The following is a 20037-nucleotide window of genomic DNA, read 5'->3' on the forward strand; positions in this document are numbered from 1 at the left end:
AATGATCGCAATTACAACCGAATTGGATACGGGCATTATCGATAACCTTAAGGTGACTGAGCATGTTAAAACCCAATGTTATTACATGGTTCGCATGTGTGAACCTGACGCTATTCGAATATATTGATGGGTGATGTTTTTTTTTAGAAACATATCGAACAGAGCGCAGATTTACTTAATATGCTGCACATAAGACGGCACTCATTTACACAACCCCGCTTTTCAACCATGCAGAGTAGAGAACTAGTAGGACAGTCCTCACAACTCCGGTTGCTCAAAAACATAAAGCCGCGATTTCTTGGCGTCGTCTGTCAGGATATAGAGAAGCCCTTTGGTCTCATCGAGAGCGATCCCTTCGGGATGTTTAACTTCCTTTTGTTTGGCATCTTCTGTGAACGTCAAACTGATAGATTTTACGGACTTGGACTCTGGATTGTAGACGAAAATTTGACGGCCTTTGTCACTTACAATCCAAAGAGAACGTGAAGACGGGGACCATGCTAGGCCGCTCAAATCCAGTTCATCGTTATCTACACGCTCGGAGATAAAACCTGCATCGCGGGCTAAAGGAATCATCTCAACGATTTCATCTAGCTCTGGTGATACGACCATTAACAACCTTGGTTGTCCCTCAATGCCAACGAAGACCCGCCCGGATTCCGGGTCAACGGCGATACCTTCGGGTCCCTTATTCAAAGGGTTGCCGACGAGTAATTCAGCGGCGGTCGGGTAACCTTTAAGAGATGCGAGAGGTATTGTCGTCAGTTGAATGGGGTCAGTTGGGTGAACGACTAGGATTGATCGGTCAGTTTCTTGAAGCACCAAAACAGACCCATCTTTTCGAGGTGCAACACCCTCCAAATCTGATCCTGCCAATGCTGGCAACTTGAAAGAGTTTCCTAATACCCCGTCGACTCCGAGTAGGTGCAGTTTAGGTTCGGCATCACTTACAGACCACAAGAAGCCTTCAGTGTTAGACATTGCCAAACCGGAAGGCTCTGAAAATCCCTCTGATTTGTCTGCCACCTTGAATTTATCGACCAGAACCAAACCAGCACTTTCGGCGTAGGCAAAATCGGTCCAAGGCAAGAAGGCTGCCGCAACCAAGCTGGCCGTAAAAGCGAGTCGTCTAAGTTTGCAGAAACACCGTGAAATTGTAGGTTTTGACGGAAACACTTTGTTTTCTGCCATTCAATTTTCTCGCGCTTGGACCATATCCTTGTATCAGCGTTCGTATCACAGTCCGGACGCGATGTCCGAAGAATGCACGGTAATCTCTTTACCTGATCCCGCCTGTTGCGATTGAATTGAATAGGGCACGATGTGCCTTTGGTGAAGCGTAAGCCTTTGGCGTGAGCAGGAAGGAAGACAAGTTGAATACGACCCTCACATTTGTGACCGTGTTGTTGATGCTGCTGTTGCCAGGTGCTGCGGTGTCACAAGTCGACCCTGCGACGATGCTGGCCGGGGCTTCGGAATCGGAAATTCTCATCGAACGCCAGTGGACGCAGTTTCGTGGCAAACAGGAACTGTATTTCTTTACTCTCGATGTGATCGTCACGATCATTCTGGCTGGCTTGATCGTCTATCATCCGGTGAGACGTAAAGCCCGTAGAAGTGTCAGCGATATCGTCATGCCGCGACTGTTCTTCCTTTATGCGCTTGTCGGCATGGCGGTTGGGTTTCTGGTCGTACAGCACGGATCGATGATCGGGTTCGTGATTTTTGGAATAGGAGCTCTGTTAAGGTTCCGATCAAATATGGATGACCCGGTCGACACGGTGGAAATGATTATAGTCACCGTGCTTGGGCTGGCGGTAGGGCTGGGCTTACCCTTGATGGCCACACTGGTGGCGGTTGTATGTTGGTGTTTCATTTGGCTCGGTGGGCGAAACAAGGGCGTGGAAATTTCGCTCAAGGCTTCAAACGAAGAGCACTCATTGAAAGTCAGCGGGGACATTGAAGCCATGGCCGCAGACGCTGGCTGGAAGCTGGTCAGAAAACACCACGTCCCCGGAAAGTCTCGCGTCTCATTGCTTTTCATCACCTCGGGAGGGCTTTCAGAAGCCCGGATAGAAGAGATGATAAACGATCTGGTCCCTGATAAAGTTGAGCTGAAACTCAACCTCTAGTCATTTCACAAGGTCCAAACGTTTCAACACTGCATTCGGGGATCTGATCTCTTCCGGAAGCGACTTGAAATTTACCGACCTTTCGAAGTCAGGTCCTCGATATACTGCTATCCCAAATTTTCCGTTTGGCTGGAACGTAACATGAGTGAAGCTGTGAGGTGATCTGGCTTTTGATCCGATAAGCCGTCGCGGGCCACCTCCCAAACAAGCTTGGGAGACGTAAGTAACACCATCTTTCCAACCCGGATAGAAGGCATGATGGTGGCCTGACAGATGCAGAACCACACCGCTTTCCAAATAGATTTTTTCAAGTGTTGGGTCACCGATGATTTCGCGTTCACGCTTGATCGCGAAGGGCCAAAGTGGGAGGTGACTGAAAGTGACAATCGGGTCTCCACTTGTACCCAGTTCCACAAGTCGGTCCTGCTGATCGCCGGACAGCGGCCCTAGGGTCGTAGCATCCAGAGACGCAAACGTAATGCCTTGCATCTCAAATGCGTAGAAGAACGGGTAGTCATCTGAAACCAGGAAGTCGACGTCTGGCTTTCTCGGCGTCCATTCCTCTGCGTATATTTTTCTTTCACGCTCGAACCCTCGGTAAGCGGAGGCGTCATGGTTTCCCGGCGTGACCGCAAACGGAATTCCGGCAGCCGTTAAAGGATCTGATACCGCCTCATGAAACGCTTTCCACATTTCCCTGACCTGTTTGTCGGACAAGTTGGGAATGCGCTGTCCCGCAACCATATCTCCGGTCGAAATAACCAGATCTGGATCAATCTCGACTATCCGCTCAATCGCCTTGTCGACGCGGGCATCGTATTTTACCGAACCGTAGCTTCCGTTCAGATCCGATATGACGATGACATCCAATGCCGCGGCCTTGCAGGCTAGCAGAGCTGTCCAAATGCACGCCGCAAAAAGGGTAGAAAGGTTACGGGTCACTACAGTCTAAGGCCTCTTGCTCGGCGTCGCTTGTCAGAAAAAATGCGGCGGGATCCAAATCGAATATCAATTCACCATTTGAACAATTGCTCTGGAGGATGGACGTTGCCAGCGCGGTATTTTTGACGACTTGTGCAATCTGACTGTCTGACAGCCCAAGGCTTTGCGACAGCCAGTTATAAACCGGGCCTTGAGTTTGAAGCTCACTATTCAGCGCAACCAAGCGTCGGTATGTGCTTGGAGAGAAATGCCGCATTTTCTCTAGCATTTGAGTAGATTTCGCGAAGTTGGCATACTCAACCCGCCCACCAGCATCGTTGTCGTTTAGATTGCTGCGACGGATCAATAATGCGTCGGCGGGAACGTCTCCATCGTTTGGCTGATGGTGCTTGGCCTTCCTATGCTTCAGGTCTCCGTCTTCGACCCAATACCAATAGGGTGTGAAGTCTATGTTTCCTACGCGGTCCTGCTGGCTAAAGATGAAATCTAGGAGAACAATCTCGGTAAGTTCTTGCATCCAAAATGCCATCTGTTGGTCGCTGACATCGGGGCCGAGATCCTTGTTGATCATCCGGTCTCTTCGACCTTCTCTGACGCCCTCTGCGATTGCCTCTGACAATGGTTTTGAAGACCGCAAAGCTAAGAAAGCGGGCGTTTCCTGAAAATCGCGGTTCTGACCTTTCCCCCAACCAGATTTACGGGTGCCGTTGATTTCCGAGCCGTATCGATGCCCAGGGCTATCAAGCAGCACGCCGTATATTTGCGTTCGATCCGATGTGAACAGATCATCTGTCGGTTGGTATGAGTTCGGGTCGGCATCCGCAGCTGCGAAGACCCGCCAGCCTTCATGGTTCATGCGCCCGCCATGAGAGCCGCCAGAAATCGCAAGGCCAGGCTCTGCGACCTCGGAAAAATGCGCCTGGGCGTCCATGCTACGCCAAACGGCGACTGGAACTTTGACAGTCGTGTCGAAATATCTGGAGAAATGATAGTAAAGCAGCGACGAGGTTGAAAACGTTCCACTGGTGCCCTTTTGGTTCATGGTGGACTTGAACTTAGCCACCCTGTCCTTGGCCAGATCTTTTGCTGCCTTCCCCTCTTTGCAAGCGTTTCTCTCGAATTCGGAACGGTTCCCCGTGTAGGGTCCTTCCGAAATATCGTAGACGGCCATTCCTGGGCTGGTGCTCCACGTTTTTGGGCAAATCGCAATTTCGGAGGCATAGAAATCGATCTCGCAATAGGTTGTTTCTTCCTCAAGATCGCTGTTCTTATACTCGCCCATTGGAATTTTTTCGATCCGAATACAGCGTTCAGTAATGCCGTTGGGACTATCAAATGTCGTGGCTTCACCTAGAACATCGTCGTTCGCCCATAAGACGGTGGGTGCAATGAAAGCAAGTGACCCCAGAAGGTTGAACTTCATTTGGATAGTCCTCCCAATATCATTTGGGGCAAATCGCTGCCTGTTGTTCGGTGGAGATTTTCAACTTGGGGTCGACGCTGAAGTTGGAGAATTTTGAGTCAATCCACTGGTCGCACCCGCCTGAACATGGGGCCCCGTTTCGGGCATCATTCCAATATTCCTTGGCCCTTTCTTCCGTCCAACCACAAAACTGAACGAGCGCCATTGCCGACAATGCTCCCGAGGAATGAACACCCCACATGCAGTGCACCAGGACAGGGCCTTTTCCAGGGTTTTGAATCACCTCGTGTATGGAAGCCATGACAGCACTGGGTCGGGAGGATCTGGCACTTTGATAGTCAAAGGATCCGTTTCCACAACTGGTGCGACCGTATTCAGTGTTTTTGCCAAAGTCGGCATAAAACCCGGTTGAAAACCCTTCACCGCACAGAGTTTCGCGTTGACCCTCACTTAGGCCAGTTCGATCCTTGTCGCCACCCTTGAAACCGGATCGATACAACACTCCGCTTAAGACTGGGCGAAAGAAATCGACACCATCAACGCCTCCGTCACCACCCTTTGACAGCATTTGACTGTTGCTTGGACCGCCATTTCGACTGGTCACGTCAGAATTCGCAGTGGTTGCGAGAACACCAATGAATATGAGGGACGCCAAAAACCGCATGCCATCTCCTTTCTATACTTGAACCTTTGATGCTCAAACTCTTGCGACCTGATAGTCTCTCGGAAAGGCTAGTTCACGACAACCATATCAAGTGGGCAGTTAGCTTTCCGCTGTGAAACTTTAAATGGGCCACACCAGATTGATGATAACGACGACTACGAAGTAAGCTAGAACAACTTTCCAGTTCCATTGGTGCTTGTTTTCTTCATTGATCACGCCAGCGGATTTCAATGCCAGGTTAGTGATGATTAAGGCGACAACGATGACCGCCGCGTGTGCCAGGTCGAATTGCAAGTTTGAACACCTTCTTTCAGATTTGGGATTGATGGAAGTCTGTCAGCAGTCACCTGATGGCAGCATAGCTACATCTGAGTACCTTCCCTCGGAGGTCGTGATCCGAGCGCATGCACCGGTATCCTTGTTAAACCAGTACGAGGTTAGCCCCTCGCTTCGGATGAGTTCAAACCCGAGACTTTGAATACCCATTTCAGCTTGGCCCGCTCTTGCCCCCTCAAATGACGAAAGATCGCTAGAGCTGCCCACAGTTGGTGCACTTGCATCCACTGATCCGCCACTGTCGTCGCATGCTGCAAGCGCAGTAGTACACGCCGTGCCGATCACCAATAGGACCTTGGGTTTCATTTGTTTTTCCCTCTCTTTTTATACTTGCGTTCCAGGGTTTCTGATTGATCACCTATTCAATTCCGAAAATGACGTTGTAGTCGACGGAAGAGTTGCTGCGATTGATAACCTCCACAACATGATCACCAGATTGCCAAAGCTGTCCTCGATACTCCTTGTCCGCCGACATCAATCCCAACAGTTCAGAACCATCGGGGTTGCGAATAACGTAGTCCAAGGAGCCATTTCGCGGAGCAACGCGAACGTAAAGGAACTGTTCGCTTTTGGCACCGAGAACATATTGCTGTGACGCTCCGGGCGCGAGTTCACCAACGAGTTCGGCGCCGGTGGAACCACCATCGAATTTGACACGTTGGCTACCGGTAGAACCGGCGGCGCCTGCCACTGCTCCACCGCCATCATCCATCGCCTCGACAACCGCCATTTCGCCGATGTTTCCATCCTTGTACGCGATGCAGCGCCAAAGTGTTCCACCTGCGTCTCGCAGCATGACGAGCGTACCCGCCTCTGAGAACTCTGAGCTTTCAATCGTTCCGGATTGACCGTCTGGTCCACCAACCTGCCGCAAGTGGTCGATACACGCGTCGTCTGCTTCAGACATTGCAAACGAAGCCGTGCCTGCGATTGCGAACATCGGTGCGAGGAATTTAAGTACAGCGAATTTCATCAGATGGTCCCTTGCTGGCTAATCCTTAGAGTTTTGTTCCCTACAAAGCGGAACCTCACTTAGTTACTCGTAACTTTGACAGAAACTCGTCGCATGCCTGTGCGCTGCCGACGATCTCGCCTGTCGTTTCAATTCCTTGCAGTGACGCCATCTCGGAATTAACGCGATTGAGGATCTGATCCGCTTGCTCGGCGGTGATCAGATTCTCGGCTTGTGCTCCTTTCAATGTGGTGCAGACACCGGCGGACAAGCCAGTCGCAACGCCGACACCTATCGCGGCACCGCCACCCATGGTCATCGCCCCAACCACGCCGAGGGCGAGCCCGATCACAATACCCAAGATCACTTTTCCCATGTTTTCCTCCCTTTTGGTGAGAATAAGCGCGGCTTTCACTACCGGCGCAAACCATGTGCCCATCTGCAAATCAAGACCAGCGCTAACAGGTTGAGCACCGGTGCGAGCGCCGCGAACCACGGTTTGGCCGACTCTGAGATCGAGTCCGCTACAAGTATCCAAGGTAGTCCCAACGGCAGAAGGAACACCCCGGACAAAGGGTCTCTTTCCTGTCCCAACCAGCCAAATGTGCCCGTCAAGAATGCAATCAACGCCAACAGGTAAAGGATCGCGAATACAATGATAGTGGTTCTACAAACCAAGTCGAGCCTCAGCAAATCAAGCCAGTGCTACGCAGCCGTTTTCGGCTACGCAGCAGACTGGTCACAATGCGCCTTCGTCGCCCAGGAACTCGATACCAGCTGTCGTGCCATCACTGTAAGCAATGCAATTCCAAGGAGCACGATCCTCGCCAACGCCTACAGTGACCTGTGTCCCCGCCTCGCTAAACGCGGATGAGAGCACCACGACTTGCGAATTGTTCGTTGTGCTGGCTACATCTCGCAAACACGCCTGCTGAGCGGGTGTGAGTTCGGCGGACGCACTGGATGTACTCGTATCGTCGCAGGCCGCAAGCAGTGCGAAACAAGTTGCGCCCGCAATCATCACCATCTTTTTAGACATTTTCTTCTCCCTCTGGTTCCGTTGAAATTGGTGAAATTGGATGGCTTGTTTGAAGTTCTCGCGTCAGAGCAGGCTATGAAACATACTTCGGCCCTGTAACTTCCCTTCCCAACAACTTGTCGCGGGGGGTGGCGGGCGGAGCTATATTACTTTGACAACCGAGACCGCCGACAACGTGTGAAGGCTGAATGACGACAATGGCAGAAGCTCGAGCGAATTCTGGAGGTAGGCCGAGTACACTAAGTATAAGCATCGCGTCCTCCCAACGCTCAATCATTGTAAAGTGCCTTCCGACCGCCAGCACTCACTCCAGCGGCCGGTAGGGCCCGACAAGTCGGGCGACAGCGATCACAACGGAGGTAAAATGAAAGTTGTGTCAAATTCACATGTTTGAATCTAATTTTTAATAAATCAACATTTTTTCCGCGCTTAAACTTCATTACGCTCTCGTACGATAGGCGTCTGCCCTCAAACAAAAAGGTAGGTGGGAGCACCCATGAGGGCGAATGTGTTCTTTTGGGTCGGCGAGGCGTTCTGAGGTCGCGCAGAAACCAAGAAAGGATTGAAAATGGGTTTTGTTGAATCCGTTAAGACGTGTTTCTCGAAATACTTCCAGTTCTCCGGTCGGGCTATGCGCTCAGAATACTGGTGGTTCTTCTTGTTTGTGGTTCTCGTGAGTGCTGCTTTAGCTGTGGTGGATGCGATCATATTCGGGACCAACCCAGAAACAGGGCAAGGATCTCGAGTTCTGTCCTCTGTTTTCCAACTGGCCGTTATCATCCCTATGCTGGCCGCCGGTTGGCGGAGGTTGCATGATACAGGGCGACCTGGCTGGTACTTGCTGCTGCCGATGGCGCTCAGCATTACAACGCTTTTTGTTATGCTGGGTGGCGTGGCGTTCTTCTCGGCATTGGAGCAAGGGGCCGAAAACCCCGATGCATTGCGAGGACCCGCGGCAGTTTTGGGCGTGACCGGTATTGTTGTTGTCTCAATTCTGCAATTCGTTCTGTCCATTCTGATGATCTGGTGGCTGACACGACCTTCCCAAGAGGGCGCAAACGAATACGGCGCACCTGCTTCCTGACCTCGTTGTCCGGGCAACAGGTCGGAATCTCTGCTGAATGAAAGTGCAAACCGCAACGCCATGGAGAGAGAAAATGAGTTTCAGACCGATTTCCATTGGAACGCTAATGATGGCAATGGCGACCACAGCAGCGGCGGAGTGGTCGTTCAGTTCCGGGCCTAATTCCAATGCATTTATTCAGACCGGAAACATGACGCTGGAGCTTCAGTGTAACCGTATTCGCTTTGCTCCAGCTGGATATGAGGACAGCCAGGACATTGCGGAGAAGCAAGGGCTTTCCTTTCGTTTTTTGAAGAACGGCACCACCGAGGTTGGGGCATTTCAGGTTGGCGCTGAAAACGCTGTGTTGCAGATCGTTGACAATTATCCCGTCGAGATCAGTTTCAATAGTCAGCAGGACTATGGTTTTGTATTGGACCAGCTTGCGGCCAATGCATCGGTTAATTTGTCGATGATTGATCAAGATGTCAGCTATGGAATCTTCGACTTAAAAGGTTCCCGCGCGGCAATTCGGTCCCTTCGTTCTGAATGCGCTTCGGATGCCAGCCAGGGAGCCTCCTATGAAGCACCCGAAGGCATCGTCTATTGTGGAGGCGGTGCGATAAAACGCGTGATCGAACCCATGATTTTGGAAAACCCGGAGGGGGAGTGGGACGCGCGAGTGGCAGTCAGCGGCGAGTCGATCAGAGCCATGACGGCCTACAGTTACTTCGGATACTCTGAGCCGCCGGCCGGATTTGTCGTCGCCCTGCTTGGGGAAGACAGGTCCGAGTTTCTGATTTTTAGCGAAGACTCGTCAAACTGGCTGGAATACGGGGACTACAGGTATGATCAGTGCAATTGATGCCACCCTCCAACCGGCTTCCCAATTAGTGGGCCTGTTGAAAGGGTTGGTTTCCGGGATTGTGCTGGTTTCGAGCCCAGTATGGACCTCACCAGCTGTCGCGGCTGATGTTTCGCAACTTCCAACTGGTTTGCGGGCTAAGGTTGATCTGGCAGAACAAGCCTGCGCAGAGTTCAACGACGGTCAGTTTGACTTAGATTGGGGTGCGGTTGAGAGGGTCGATCTCGACGGAGATCTACAACCCGACTGGGTTCTGAATGAATCTGGATTCGCGTGTTCGAGTGCTGCATCTCTTTATTGCGGAACTGGTGGATGCATGTCGCACTTCTTGATTGAAGAGGAAGTTCACTCCTTGCTAAATCGAGGCTGGACGGTCGTCGAATTCGGGCGTCAACGCATTGTCCTTGCAGATGTCCACGGAACTAATTGTGACGGAATAAACCCGACGCCTTGCGCAACAGCCAGTGTTTGGGATGCGGAAGCAAAGACGTGGCGCTCGTCTGCTGGTGATTGGGAGTAAACTGTAATTGGGCACCGCATATAAGCCTGAGAGCCTGTATGTTCGGGTTCCTCAGTGGCATGCAAACCTGTTGGCAAACTTCCAAGCTTTTCTTTTATGAAATCAATGTCAGAAACGCAGCGTTATGAGCGTACCCACATCCGGTCTCGGAAATTGCAACGTCTTGTTACGAAGGTCCGCTTTGGGCTGGTTGCGGTCAACCATGCTCATCGCAGAGACTGATAGTACATGGTTCCGCAGAGCAGAGTTGAGGAAATGCTTATCCGGGGCGCTTTGGTTCCTAGCAGAAGAGGCGCTTAGAAGAAGCGCGCACTACTACAACGACAGTCGCCATATAGGATATCTTATATTAAGTATTGGGTAATGGCGCCAGGTAAGCTGTTCTAGCGTACTGGGTCTGTATCGAGTTTGCCCCTGAGATCATCAACCATATCTGAGAAGCCATCATTCGAGGCCTCCTTGGGCATTAGACCAGCTCTTCGCCGGCGTTCGACCTCGGCCATTAGTTCTTCCTCTGTGGCTGTCTCAACCACATCACATCGAAGAGCTTCGATCTCGTCCGCTGTCCACGACTCAAATTTGTCAGCGTAGAAGCCCATCGAATACGGCTGGTCATCAGAAATCTGTTTAACCACCGCATTCCAATCATCACTCTGGTTCGGTTCCTTTTCTACCCTCTCATCTAGTTCGCGGATAGGCTTGCGGATCATCGGCAGCAGCTCGGCCTGAACGCTTTCTTCACCTACACCAGTCCCTGCAAGCCAAAGGTCCGCAATCTTGCGGACGAGCGCCCAGGCCGTCTGATTTCGAGGGTGTCCTTTAATCCGGCCGCCGAGACCTCTTTCTTGAATGCCAAACTGCTCGGCAGAACGTTCGTTCATCCGGATATTGTAGTCGGACAGGTCCGCGAGTTCTGAATCGTTCTCAGCCAAAGCTCGGGCTACCTCTTGATCACCAACATAGACAACCACTTTCAACATCCCGCTACCCCTTCCTTCGCCGTTTCATCACTCGGTCCAGGTGGCTGTAGTCCAGATCTCGCATGATCCTTTGAACTCGCTCTGGATCGACTTCGCGATCTTTTCCGGCAGTATGGACGATGTATCTGACGTAGATCGCCAACGCGACAATGATCACGGCGGATAAGATCAAGCTGAAATGCTCAGGCCCCATCACTAAGTCTTCTTCCTTGGGTCTTCGATCCCGAGGTCGTCGAACACGTTGCCGCTGCCATCAGTGATCTCGACATCATCGATGTCCGTCACTAGATCCCAGGTGTTCTCTTTGACCCATTCATCCCGCCATTTGGGCGCATCGGTCGGACGCTGTGCAAAATCGGCGATTTGCTCGAAAATCATTTTGCGCAATGCAAGCCAGACCTCCGGACCCTCTTTGCGACGAGCTTGCAACTCTGCGATCAAGTCATCCAGAGGAACATCCTGTAACGGGCGTCCGAAGATTTCTTTTACTGAACAAACTTCGCCTCTTTTGTTCTCAGCGATCCACTCGTCTGTCCACTCGGGAACCTCGTCGGGCTTTGGCACGACTTCCACCACGTGCTCTTGCACAACCTCCAGCAATGCTGGCCAAAAATCTTCATCCGCTTTCAAGCGCGCGCGAATCTCGGTAATCAGGTCATCGCTAGAAAGTTCGTCACTCATCTGTCTTGTCTTTCGGCTCAGTAACCTTTCGCGCCCGGATCTCATCCGCTGAGATCGGCTTGGTTAGTTTCGCTCGACCGGCCGCAATTTCAGCCTCCCGAAGCCTAAGCAAACGCAAGGTTTGTTCATCCAGCTCAACGTCGTCGTCATCACCCATCAGACTTCTCCCGAGTACAGTAACAGTGAGAACAGAGCACTTGAGACCCGTCGGCTGTCCGAACGATGTCACCAACGTGGCCACACTCTTCACACGTCACACCGCATCGAAATTCCATCCAGTCAGCGTACTCCTGAATGAGATCGTGGTATCGACTGAAACCGATGGAAATCTTGCCATCCCGGCCTTTCCTAATTTCCGAGATCTGAATAGTTCCAAGGTCCAGTGCCCTGAAATCCTGACTGAAGGAAAGCTTGTGGAGTGCTTGCGAAATCATGACGAGCCAGCCCTTTCCGACAGCAGGAACAAGAGATGCGCAATCCGGAGAAACGAGGTCTGGATAGTTTTCCACAATGTCCAGCCTCAGGCTGTCGGGCCAGGATTCTTCAGCGCCCTCAAATCGCCGCCGCAGAGCATCATTGTAGCACCAGCTGCAAAGCGTCGTCACAAACCCAAGGAAGTTCTGGCGTTGGGCAGAATTAGAACAACCTTCACAGGTTTGCTCAATCTGATCGACTCGCCATTGAATCTCTTCACTCGCAGCCTGGTTGCAGTCCGGGCCCTCATAGACGCGCAAGCCTCCCCATTTCTGTTTGATCTGAACGATGGACGGGTGTTCATCACCAAACAGGTCGGGCTGCTCGTCGATCAACCTCTTCACTTTCTCAAGTGCAAGCGTAAGCTGCTCCGCCCACCCGGCACGATACTCACCAAGCTGCTTGAAGACGCTTCCATGAATATCGTTCCAGTCGACAACACTGCTCATCACTGACCTCCCGGCCCGCGCCTCTTTGAGATCATGTGAAACCTCCGCCATAGCAGTCATCATACGGTCGACCACTTCGCGGTCATCACACTCGGCATGCAGAACCTCGGTCGACCATGTGACGTCAGAGACGTGCGGAGCTGGGTAGTTGTGCGCCATCACCAAACGCATCTCTTCGGCGTACCAGGCGTCAAATGAGCGGAGATCATCTGGCGCTCCATGGTTCTCGATCACACCTCGGACCTTTTCCCGAAATTCCTTCCAGCTCTTTTCGACATCATCCATCATTCACATTCTCCAGAACTTGGTCTTGTTGAGATGGAAGACCCCTCCCGGGATATGGCAAAGGGCAATCGGCGGGACATGACCGGTGGCCAGTGAGCCCGTATTCATGAGCTTCCGGGCGTAGTCCTCATCGTCGTAGTCTTCCATAATCTTATCGAAGTTCACTTTTTGTTCGGCGGTCATCACCAGTTCTTCTTCACGCACGCGGGGCACCGATTACGGTCATCCGTTCGGTCGATCTGACCGAAAAAGCCACAGACCGAGCACGTCATTTGATCTCGAATGGGCTTCTTTCGAACGCCAAACAGCCGGTGCCGTTCCGGATGGCGCTTGCTCGCGACATCATGCGCGCACCAACAGCACAGGGTCGTGTACCAGCCGTCCAGAAGTTGGGTCTCGGCACTATTCCCGCATCGTTCACAGCTGTGATTTGCACGCGCAATCGTCTCAGCGATCATCGACTGAATGTGTCGATCATCACACCTGTGGTAGATGCGGAGCTCTCCCAGCTTCTCCTTGATCTGGAGGACAAAGGGGTAGGTGGCACCCTTCAGTTCGCAGTATTCCTTAACCTCTGTGAAGAGCTTTGTGGTCAAGCCGGACCAGCCTTCGGGTGTGCGTCCGAGGCTCTCCTCGACCGATTGCTTGATGTCGTCGAAATCAATTGCGTTCGTAACTTCGTCCGCCATGTCGGACACCTCCTGAGGATGGTAGGAGGCGTCGGAATCGAACCGACTCGTGCACTCTAATCTGGAGCAATTACAAGGATATAAGCCTCGCCCGCATACCAATGCTGCCTCCCACGGATTTCGCGTGGGTTATCGACCTCAGGTCGATATTCGTTGGCAGATGGTGCGTGCGTTTGACATGCGCTAAGGCTGATCCAATTCCGGCGCCCACGTCAAGACGGAAACTGACGCGCTAAGTCAAGTTACTTATAGCTGATTGAAAATAATAACTTATTTCCATCAGCATTTCTACGAATGTGCGGTTTAAGCAACGGCTCACATGACTTCGCTAAATGAAGAATCGACCGATACTAATGCTCACATTATTCGTACTTGCAGCATCAGGGAAAATACCTCGAGAACGCTTGATGCGAGTAGCTCTCATTGGTTCCGCAGTCTCAGGAATATGATTTGGAACAACGAAAACGAGCGTACTCGCCAAGGCTTGGTTGACTTAAGAATCCACTGTCAAAAGGAAAATGAAAAAGTCACTCGTCGTCGTTTTCAGAGAATTCCTCTCGAATCCTCTTCTGATATTCGATGTCATCAGCAAAAATTGCTCGAGTCTTGGATTTATCTAAGAATTCGTTTCCAATTTCGTCGTCTGTAGCCGCTTTCGGCTCCGCGGGCAGACTTCGCCATGTCAGCCAAGATGCTGCTACACCAAACACACCTATCCGACGGCGAAGATTGAAATGATCTGATCAGGCTGCTCTGAAATTGAACCCAGACTTCTGAAAGGTCTACGCGGTCACCACGTCTTGTATCGGTTGGAGTGGCAAGATTGAGTATTTCGGTTGCCTCAACGCCGACAGATCACACAGATACCCCGCAGAGCTCAGTCGCAAAAGTCTTGCGGTATGCGCCACAGCTCACATCGCCAGCAATTCCTGATGAATTGCGACCATTGCCCAAGTGTCGCGCGTGCAATACGCCACAAGATCAGCATATACCTTAGGGCTGCAAGCGCAGTGGGAGAATTGAATTTGATGTGTCCTTGAAGTGAATTAGACTAAGAGCCAACTGTTCAGATAGCTCATTAAGAGGACATCATGGCAGCTCCTTTAGTCCAAAACTGGGAACTGACTGCCGCCATCCAGGACATAGCAGATTGGCTGGTTCAACAGGGCTTAGAGAATGCGCCTGTGGAGCTCTGGCTTGAAGCATTCTGCAACCGTCTTGTTTCGGCAGGAATTCCGCTTCAAAGAGCAAACATCACTGTTCGCGCTCATCATCCCGAAATTGGGACTGTCGCTTTTCGCTGGCACAGGGATGGCGGTCATGAGCGAGAGAACTTTGTCCGAAGAACGGATGCGCCTGAGGAATACGTTCTAAGCCCAATTTATTATCTTTTGGCAAACAACGTTGAAGAGATCAGACAAGATCTGACAGTCGAAGAACCCGCGCTCAACTTTCCGATCTTCGACGAACTTCGCGAGCGCGGTGCAACTGACTACTTCGCTGTTAAACGGTTTTTCCTTATTCAGGACAATACTACGCCAGTCGATCCAATGCAGGCCTATGAAGGTGCTATAATCTCATTGACAACCGACGCGAACGGGGGCTTCACGAGCGAGCAACTTGATGGTTTGCGTCAACTGATATCTCCACTTTGCCTGACGCTGAAATGTGGGGCGAACCGATTGATGGCTGAAGACATTACAGCCGCATATCTGGGCAAAGACGCCAGTAGGCGCGTTCTTTCCGGGGACATCACCCGAGGTTCATCGGAAACTATTTCAGCGGTGATTTGGTATTTTGACCTGCAAGGATTTACCAAATTGTCAGAGGCGCTTCCGGGGGACTCAATCATAGAATTGCTAAACGACTACTTCGCGGAAGCTGTTGACGTAGTCGAACGCAATGGCGGTAACGTTCTGAAATTCATGGGAGATGGAATGCTTGCCATCTTCGATATCAATCAAGTTCCGGACGCTCGCCGCGTCGCAATTTACGCGGCAGCGGAGTTGCGAGATACTTTTGAGGAACTCAACCAACGACGGCAAGCGGATGGTTTGCCAACGACCGGCTTCACTCTTTCGTTGCACGCAGGCGATGTTCTTTACGGCAACATCGGCGGTAGATCTCGCTTAGATTTCACAGTGGTCGGCCCAGCGGTAAACACAACTTCGCGCATTTTAGGCATGTGCAGTGCGCTTGATCAGAACATTGTTGTTTCCGACAAGGTGGCGGGCGACTTGGTGGGCTCCATTCCAAGTCTTGTTTCCCTGGGGCAATACAGATTGCGCGGTGTTGCTGAAAAACAGGAGCTGTTCACGATAGACTAACTGCCGCTATTTGGAAGCTGCCGCAATGGGGTGTTGACCTGCGTCAAAGCAAAGGTAGCCGGATTGTTACTAGGTTGGTTTGCACATGGAACAGAACTGTTGGATCATGCACCCGCGCAGAGCGGCATTCTTGGTCATAGTGATTGCATTGTCAGGGTGCATGGGCAGGCACCATCAAGGCAATTGGCATGGCCACGGCTTAGAAGGTTGCTATGGACCTCACCACGACGTTGATCGCGAGGTCCATTGCCGAGCGCTCGAGTGAACTTGAGCCATATTCTTGCTTGTTAGCTACAAGGATGGAGACGCCAACGTGCGATCAGTCTGGTTATGCTCGCGGAACGACGCCATCGGCAACGTAGCTGTTATGATTGCCGCGTTAGGAGTCTGGGGCACGGCAACAGGTTGGCCTGACCTAATAGTTGCTGCGATCATGGCAAGCCTCTTCTTGTCATCTTCGTACCAGATCATTCGTCAGGCTCTTGAGGAACGGCACGAGGAAGCAGCGCATGAGCATAGAACAGCTGGGACAAGCTGACATTCGCTGCGGAGGGCAAACTACACAGGTATGGGCTCCACGCGGTCATTTGCAATATCGCGATGTATGTCCACTTTGCGGACTTTTCTGCCGACGCTTAAAGCCTTGCGCATAACACTCAAGCGCGGCAAAGCAGTCTTTGGTTCAGCGCTATTGGTCTATTTGGTCATTGCCAAGCTTGGTTTGCCCGGACGAGACAGATGAAGATCGCATCTGTTGGCCCGCGGCGTCGAGGGCACCTCCGCTCGCCGGGCCGCGCAGCGGCTGAATCAGCATTCGGTCGAGCCAGAGGTCTCGGCGTGTGCGAAACTGCTTGATGCCGATTTCCATGCTTTTGTGCCCCTTCTTGGGTTGCGCAACGTAAGTGCCTAGAAGTCGGTCCCACCACGGTAGATTAAAGCCAAAGTTCGAGTTGGTCTCGCTTGGATCGACTGAATGGTGGACTCGGTGCATGTCTGGTGTGACGACGATCCATCTGAGAATTCGATCCACAGGACGCGGCAATTCAATGTTTGCGTGATTGAAGAGCGCGGTAGCGTTCAGGGTCACCTCGAAAAGGAGCACGGCGACAGCGGGTGGCCCCAAGGTTGCTACGACCGCTAGCTTGATCCCCATCGAGATGAGGATTTCTACCGGATGGAAACGCAAGCCAGTAGTCGCGTCAAAATCAAGGTCGGCGTGATGCATCCGGTGCAGACGCCAAAGCCCCGGTACGGCGTGGAACATCACATGCTGAAGATAAATTGCGAGATCTAGAAGCAGCATGGAGACCACGATGGCAACCCAAACCGGCGCCTCGATGTTATTGAAGAGCCCCCATCCGCGATCCTCGGCCATGGCTGCGAGACCAACTGCGAGGATTGGAAAGGTCAGCCGCAGGATGGCGGTGTCGAGCACCACGAGCGCAAGGTTGTTTGTCCATCGGATAACGCGCGGAATATCCCGACTTCGCCGGGGTGCGGCCACTTCCCAAAGTGCCATCGCCGCCAGGACGGATAGGAAGGCAATAATGCGGATAGTTGGTTCAGCAGCTAGGATTGTGTCGGACATGGACATCCACTATTCGGGTTTCCGTCGCGATAGAATTGCAAGCTGTTCTAGGCGACGACCGTTCCAATGTAACGCAGACATGCAAGCGATACCATCTGAGGGCGGCTTGGTCCGCAAGGCGGACATTCAGCGGAATTAACCGAACGTCTGCTTCGAGCCCAAAGCAGAAACGCCATGCGATTAAGCAGAAGAACCTGCTAGCACCAAAAATCAGTGGTCAACAATCTTACTCAATTTCCGAGGATCGCGCCCAGAGATTGATTTCCTCTTCCGAGCTTACCTCGTCAATCTTAGCGAGTTCCGCTTCGGTAAATTCCAAATTCTGGACCGCACCTACGCAATCCACGATCTGCTCAGGTCGCGAAGCGCCAACAAGGGCTGTCGTAATCCGGTCACCTCTCAGCACCCAAGCAAGCGCCATCTGAGCTAATGATTGACCGCGTGACGCCGCTATGTCGTTTAGAGCCCTGACACTCGTCAATGAACGTTCGTTGATCATGCCGTCCAATAAAGACTTGCCTTGGGTCGCACGACTGTCTTCGGGAATGCCGTTCAGATACTTCGATGTCAAAATACCCTGGGCAAGTGGCGTGAACGCAATCGATCCCACGTTCAATTCGTCAAGCGTATCCAACAGCCCGTCCCGCTCAACCCAACGGTTGAGTAGGTTATACGACGGCTGATGAATCAGGCACGGCGTGCCAAGGTCTTTCAAGATGGCCAGCGCTTCGCGCGTTCGTTGCGAGTTGTAGCTTGAAACTCCGACGTAAAGTGCGCGCCCAGAGCGCACTATATAGTCTAAGGCCCCCATAGTTTCTTCCAGAGGGGTATCTGGATCGTAACGGTGGGAATAAAAGATATCTGCGTATTCTAACCCCATCCGCTTGAGCGACTGATCACAAGAGGCCACAAGATACTTTCGTGATCCCCACTCCCCATAGGGGCCCGGCCACATATCATACCCTGCCTTGGTAGATATGATGAGTTCGTCCCGATAGCCTGCGAAATCAGTTTTTAAAATTTCACCGAATGCTTCTTCCGCCGATCCCGGTGGTGGGCCATAGTTATTTGCTAAATCAAAGTGCGTTACACCCAAGTCAAAAGCAGTGCGGCAGAGATCGCGCTTTGTCTGGTGCGGGGTATCCCCACCAAAGTTGTGCCATAGCCCAAGGCTTATCGCGGGTAGCTTTATGCCAGACTGCCCACAACGGCGATAGACCATTTGCTCGTAGCGGTCCGGATTAGGAAGAAATGGGCGTGGCCGAGGCTTCGGGGGGCGTTGTAATTTGCTCATCTGTCCATAATCCGAGATCATCACCCCGTGTCAATTCAACGAGATAGTAATCGGCTATCAGCGAAGCCTGACATATAGACGGAACATGCCTAAGGCATTGCCAGCGCAGATTGTCAAACTGCAAACTAGTCCTCGAATAACGCGCGAACCTTCGACATGTCATAGGCATGTTCCGTCAGGTTTTCAGGATCCCATTCGCTTCGCTCAGCTTCAAAAAAATCCCCGCCGTATAAGTGGATTGCTCCGGTCAACTTGGGGATAGGGTTTGTAACCGAGTGAATGAGGTCCTTACCAAGCGGAGCATATTCACCCGTCGACAATGCTCGAGCCCCCGCCGCTTCAATGCGTCCGTTAGGGTCATCTGCTACGCGCCGCCAAAAAATGTTATCTTCTCGGCCACCATAAATACCGATCACGGCCCACATTTCGTGATTGTGGGGCATTATGGTCATTCCTGGCTTCCATACGACGTTGACGATTGTCAGATCACCTGACTTGTAAATGGGAAAGATACCGCTTTCGGTCGGCTCTCCCAAGGCTTGCGTCACGCCCGCGGGATCGCGCATCGCCCGGTCCACCACCTCAGCCACCGATTTGTGAGACGCGTCCTGATCTACTGCGGTCCGGCAGTCCGCTACAAACTGTTCCATGTTCCACATATCTTCAGCCCTCAATTGCATACGATAAATGCAACAGGGTAGCACATGCTGTAAAATAGACGAAATTGGGACCCAGATTGCAGCTGCATGTATCGGGCATCTAAGACTTCCAATGACTGCTTGGCTTGCTTAGCGTTCTTTCACCAGATCGGGGCGGATGTCTAATTTGCGGAACCATCCGTCGATTGCATCGCATAAATTAGGCTGTCTGTTTGCTTAATCGAAAATGCGGTTGCCCTGCTCGTCGATCACCTGTTTCGCCTTTGCGATGCTGAAGCTTTCGCCCTGATCCCGGGTCTCAAAAACATCCGCCCGGATCACTGTATGGGTCTTGCGATTTCCGCCGATGGTCTTTTCGATACGGGCTATAAGGCGGTACTTGCCACCTTCGGGCATCAGGTCCGGAAAGATTTCGAACCCTCTGTAAGAGACTGGCTCCGGCTCCGACTTTTCACCACCACCGAAGAGTTTAGAGAAGAGGACATTGGGCGGCTCCTTTCAGCGTTGCTATGACGGGAGACTAGCGCCGCTTAGGACAGGCGTGAAGCATGTCGTGCTATCACAACATTTGCCTTCGATCCGTTGGCACGCTCCTTGCGTTGCCTAGTACGTCCAGATCCGCGGTAGAAGTCCATTCCCCACACCACGCTCCCTTGTAAGACTGTCCAGACCGCC

Annotated in this window: 21 protein-coding genes, 1 tRNA gene and 2 pseudogenes; 6 read left to right on the top strand and 18 right to left on the bottom strand. The window is 52.0% G+C overall.

The annotated features are described in order from the left end of the window. Positions 1-258: 258 nt before the first annotated feature. Entirely contained in the window at positions 259-1191 is a 933-nt protein-coding gene (locus AC2FIZ_RS18285; RefSeq protein ID WP_281996020.1) for an SdiA-regulated domain-containing protein, read from the bottom strand. A gap of 182 nt (positions 1192-1373) precedes the next feature. On the opposite strand from AC2FIZ_RS18285, the gene AC2FIZ_RS18290 reads away from it, so the two are divergent. Then, a complete protein-coding gene (locus AC2FIZ_RS18290) occupies positions 1374-2132 on the top strand; it encodes a DUF4956 domain-containing protein (RefSeq protein WP_142639636.1) in 759 nt (252 codons plus the stop codon). Here AC2FIZ_RS18290 and AC2FIZ_RS18295 read toward each other — a convergent pair whose 3' ends face one another. The 6 genes from AC2FIZ_RS18295 to AC2FIZ_RS18320 form a co-directional block, all read right to left on the bottom strand. After that, entirely contained in the window at positions 2133-3074 is a 942-nt protein-coding gene (locus tag AC2FIZ_RS18295; protein ID WP_142639634.1) for a metallophosphoesterase family protein, read from the bottom strand. Further along, a complete protein-coding gene (locus AC2FIZ_RS18300; protein ID WP_281996019.1) occupies positions 3064-4497 on the bottom strand; it encodes a hypothetical protein in 1434 nt (477 codons plus the stop codon). The genes AC2FIZ_RS18295 and AC2FIZ_RS18300 overlap by 11 nt, the downstream gene beginning before the upstream one ends. A gap of 784 nt (positions 4498-5281) precedes the next feature. Then, the gene (locus AC2FIZ_RS18305; protein WP_157054209.1) at positions 5282-5455 is read right to left on the bottom strand and encodes a hypothetical protein; all 174 of its coding nucleotides are present in this window, start codon (positions 5453-5455) and stop codon (positions 5282-5284) included. Positions 5456-5855: 400 nt separating this feature from the next. Then, positions 5856-6470: a hypothetical protein gene (locus AC2FIZ_RS18310; RefSeq protein ID WP_281996018.1), complete on the bottom strand. Its 615-nt coding sequence runs from the start codon at positions 6468-6470 to the stop codon at positions 5856-5858. 55 nt (positions 6471-6525) lie between these two features. Next, positions 6526-6825, bottom strand: coding sequence for a hypothetical protein (locus AC2FIZ_RS18315; RefSeq protein ID WP_281996017.1), 300 nt, complete (start codon positions 6823-6825; stop codon positions 6526-6528). A 363-nt stretch (positions 6826-7188) separates the two neighbouring features. Beyond that, the gene (locus tag AC2FIZ_RS18320; protein WP_170790054.1) at positions 7189-7488 is read right to left on the bottom strand and encodes a hypothetical protein; all 300 of its coding nucleotides are present in this window, start codon (positions 7486-7488) and stop codon (positions 7189-7191) included. Between the two features lie 568 nt (positions 7489-8056). On the opposite strand from AC2FIZ_RS18320, the gene AC2FIZ_RS18325 reads away from it, so the two are divergent. From AC2FIZ_RS18325 to AC2FIZ_RS18335, 3 genes are read left to right on the top strand one after another with little or no spacing between them, the layout of a single operon-like run. Further along, positions 8057-8572: a DUF805 domain-containing protein gene (locus AC2FIZ_RS18325; RefSeq protein WP_496791442.1), complete on the top strand. Its 516-nt coding sequence runs from the start codon at positions 8057-8059 to the stop codon at positions 8570-8572. Positions 8573-8609: 37 nt separating this feature from the next. Continuing rightward, positions 8610-9416 (top strand): hypothetical protein, encoded by an 807-nt coding sequence (locus AC2FIZ_RS18330; protein WP_496791443.1) that lies wholly within the window; start codon positions 8610-8612, stop codon positions 9414-9416. Further along, entirely contained in the window at positions 9400-9936 is a 537-nt protein-coding gene (locus tag AC2FIZ_RS18335; RefSeq protein WP_281996014.1) for a hypothetical protein, read from the top strand. Before AC2FIZ_RS18330 ends, AC2FIZ_RS18335 begins: the two co-directional genes overlap by 17 nt. A 383-nt stretch (positions 9937-10319) precedes the next feature. Here the strand turns inward: AC2FIZ_RS18335 and AC2FIZ_RS18340 are convergent, their stop codons facing one another. The 7 genes from AC2FIZ_RS18340 to AC2FIZ_RS18370 all read right to left on the bottom strand — a co-directional run bounded on the left by AC2FIZ_RS18340 (position 10320) and on the right by AC2FIZ_RS18370 (position 13607). Then, on the bottom strand, positions 10320-10916 hold the full coding sequence (locus tag AC2FIZ_RS18340; protein ID WP_281996013.1) for a hypothetical protein: 597 nt from the start codon (positions 10914-10916) through the stop codon (positions 10320-10322). 195 nt (positions 10917-11111) lie between these two features. Beyond that, positions 11112-11597, bottom strand: a complete 486-nt coding sequence (locus AC2FIZ_RS18345) for a hypothetical protein (RefSeq protein ID WP_281996012.1) — start codon at positions 11595-11597, stop codon at positions 11112-11114. After that, a complete protein-coding gene (locus AC2FIZ_RS18350; protein WP_281996011.1) occupies positions 11590-11754 on the bottom strand; it encodes a hypothetical protein in 165 nt (54 codons plus the stop codon). The genes AC2FIZ_RS18345 and AC2FIZ_RS18350 overlap by 8 nt, the downstream gene beginning before the upstream one ends. After that, entirely contained in the window at positions 11747-12808 is a 1062-nt protein-coding gene (locus AC2FIZ_RS18355) for a hypothetical protein (protein ID WP_281996010.1), read from the bottom strand. Before AC2FIZ_RS18355 ends, AC2FIZ_RS18350 begins: the two co-directional genes overlap by 8 nt. Further along, positions 12809-13009 (bottom strand): hypothetical protein, encoded by a 201-nt coding sequence (locus AC2FIZ_RS18360; RefSeq protein WP_281996009.1) that lies wholly within the window; start codon positions 13007-13009, stop codon positions 12809-12811. Beyond that, positions 12988-13494: a hypothetical protein gene (locus AC2FIZ_RS18365; RefSeq protein WP_281996008.1), complete on the bottom strand. Its 507-nt coding sequence runs from the start codon at positions 13492-13494 to the stop codon at positions 12988-12990. Before AC2FIZ_RS18365 ends, AC2FIZ_RS18360 begins: the two co-directional genes overlap by 22 nt. Positions 13495-13513: 19 nt before the next feature. Beyond that, positions 13514-13607 (bottom strand) — tRNA-OTHER (locus AC2FIZ_RS18370). A 978-nt stretch (positions 13608-14585) separates the two neighbouring features. Between AC2FIZ_RS18370 and AC2FIZ_RS18375 the strand changes: the two genes are divergently transcribed. Both AC2FIZ_RS18375 and AC2FIZ_RS18380 read left to right on the top strand, forming a co-directional pair. After that, complete coding sequence (locus AC2FIZ_RS18375; RefSeq protein WP_010443174.1) at positions 14586-15821, top strand: adenylate/guanylate cyclase domain-containing protein; 1236 nt, start codon at positions 14586-14588, stop codon at positions 15819-15821. A gap of 280 nt (positions 15822-16101) precedes the next feature. Then, positions 16102-16359 (top strand): annotated as a pseudogene (locus AC2FIZ_RS18380) (cation efflux transmembrane domain-containing protein); the annotation flags it as partial. 150 nt (positions 16360-16509) lie between these two features. On the opposite strand, the gene AC2FIZ_RS18385 reads toward AC2FIZ_RS18380, so the two are convergent. From AC2FIZ_RS18385 to AC2FIZ_RS18400, 4 genes and pseudogenes are all read right to left on the bottom strand, one after another. Continuing rightward, positions 16510-17409, bottom strand: coding sequence for a sterol desaturase family protein (locus AC2FIZ_RS18385; RefSeq protein ID WP_496689894.1), 900 nt, complete (start codon positions 17407-17409; stop codon positions 16510-16512). A gap of 226 nt (positions 17410-17635) precedes the next feature. Continuing rightward, the gene (gene mgrA / locus AC2FIZ_RS18390; protein WP_142639603.1) at positions 17636-18703 is read right to left on the bottom strand and encodes an L-glyceraldehyde 3-phosphate reductase; all 1068 of its coding nucleotides are present in this window, start codon (positions 18701-18703) and stop codon (positions 17636-17638) included. A gap of 125 nt (positions 18704-18828) precedes the next feature. Further along, positions 18829-19362, bottom strand: coding sequence for a cysteine dioxygenase family protein (locus AC2FIZ_RS18395; RefSeq protein ID WP_496791445.1), 534 nt, complete (start codon positions 19360-19362; stop codon positions 18829-18831). Between the two features lie 216 nt (positions 19363-19578). Further along, positions 19579-19830: pseudogene (locus tag AC2FIZ_RS18400) on the bottom strand (HlyU family transcriptional regulator); the annotation flags it as partial. Positions 19831-20037: the final 207 nt, after the last annotated feature.

The sequence above is a fragment of the Ruegeria sp. CDSB022 genome (genome assembly GCF_059611145.1).

Excerpts from the sequence above, each read along its gene's own strand:
- AC2FIZ_RS18285 (WP_281996020.1), bottom strand. The coding sequence starts at position 1,191 with ATGGCAGAAAACAAAGTGTTTCCGTCAAAACCTACAATTTCACGGTGT.
- AC2FIZ_RS18300 (WP_281996019.1), bottom strand. The coding sequence starts at position 4,497 with ATGAAGTTCAACCTTCTGGGGTCACTTGCTTTCATTGCACCCACCGTC.
- AC2FIZ_RS18310 (WP_281996018.1), bottom strand. The coding sequence starts at position 6,470 with ATGAAATTCGCTGTACTTAAATTCCTCGCACCGATGTTCGCAATCGCA.
- AC2FIZ_RS18315 (WP_281996017.1), bottom strand. The coding sequence starts at position 6,825 with ATGGGAAAAGTGATCTTGGGTATTGTGATCGGGCTCGCCCTCGGCGTG.
- AC2FIZ_RS18320 (WP_170790054.1), bottom strand. The coding sequence starts at position 7,488 with ATGTCTAAAAAGATGGTGATGATTGCGGGCGCAACTTGTTTCGCACTG.
- AC2FIZ_RS18325 (WP_496791442.1), top strand. The coding sequence starts at position 8,057 with ATGGGTTTTGTTGAATCCGTTAAGACGTGTTTCTCGAAATACTTCCAG.
- AC2FIZ_RS18330 (WP_496791443.1), top strand. The coding sequence starts at position 8,610 with ATGAAAGTGCAAACCGCAACGCCATGGAGAGAGAAAATGAGTTTCAGA.
- AC2FIZ_RS18335 (WP_281996014.1), top strand. The coding sequence starts at position 9,400 with ATGATCAGTGCAATTGATGCCACCCTCCAACCGGCTTCCCAATTAGTG.
- AC2FIZ_RS18340 (WP_281996013.1), bottom strand. The coding sequence starts at position 10,916 with ATGTTGAAAGTGGTTGTCTATGTTGGTGATCAAGAGGTAGCCCGAGCT.
- AC2FIZ_RS18345 (WP_281996012.1), bottom strand. The coding sequence starts at position 11,597 with ATGAGTGACGAACTTTCTAGCGATGACCTGATTACCGAGATTCGCGCG.
- AC2FIZ_RS18350 (WP_281996011.1), bottom strand. The coding sequence starts at position 11,754 with ATGGGTGATGACGACGACGTTGAGCTGGATGAACAAACCTTGCGTTTG.
- AC2FIZ_RS18355 (WP_281996010.1), bottom strand. The coding sequence starts at position 12,808 with ATGATGGATGATGTCGAAAAGAGCTGGAAGGAATTTCGGGAAAAGGTC.
- AC2FIZ_RS18365 (WP_281996008.1), bottom strand. The coding sequence starts at position 13,494 with ATGGCGGACGAAGTTACGAACGCAATTGATTTCGACGACATCAAGCAA.
- AC2FIZ_RS18375 (WP_010443174.1), top strand. The coding sequence starts at position 14,586 with ATGGCAGCTCCTTTAGTCCAAAACTGGGAACTGACTGCCGCCATCCAG.
- AC2FIZ_RS18385 (WP_496689894.1), bottom strand. The coding sequence starts at position 17,409 with ATGTCCGACACAATCCTAGCTGCTGAACCAACTATCCGCATTATTGCC.
- mgrA (WP_142639603.1), bottom strand. The coding sequence starts at position 18,703 with ATGAGCAAATTACAACGCCCCCCGAAGCCTCGGCCACGCCCATTTCTT.
- AC2FIZ_RS18395 (WP_496791445.1), bottom strand. The coding sequence starts at position 19,362 with ATGTGGAACATGGAACAGTTTGTAGCGGACTGCCGGACCGCAGTAGAT.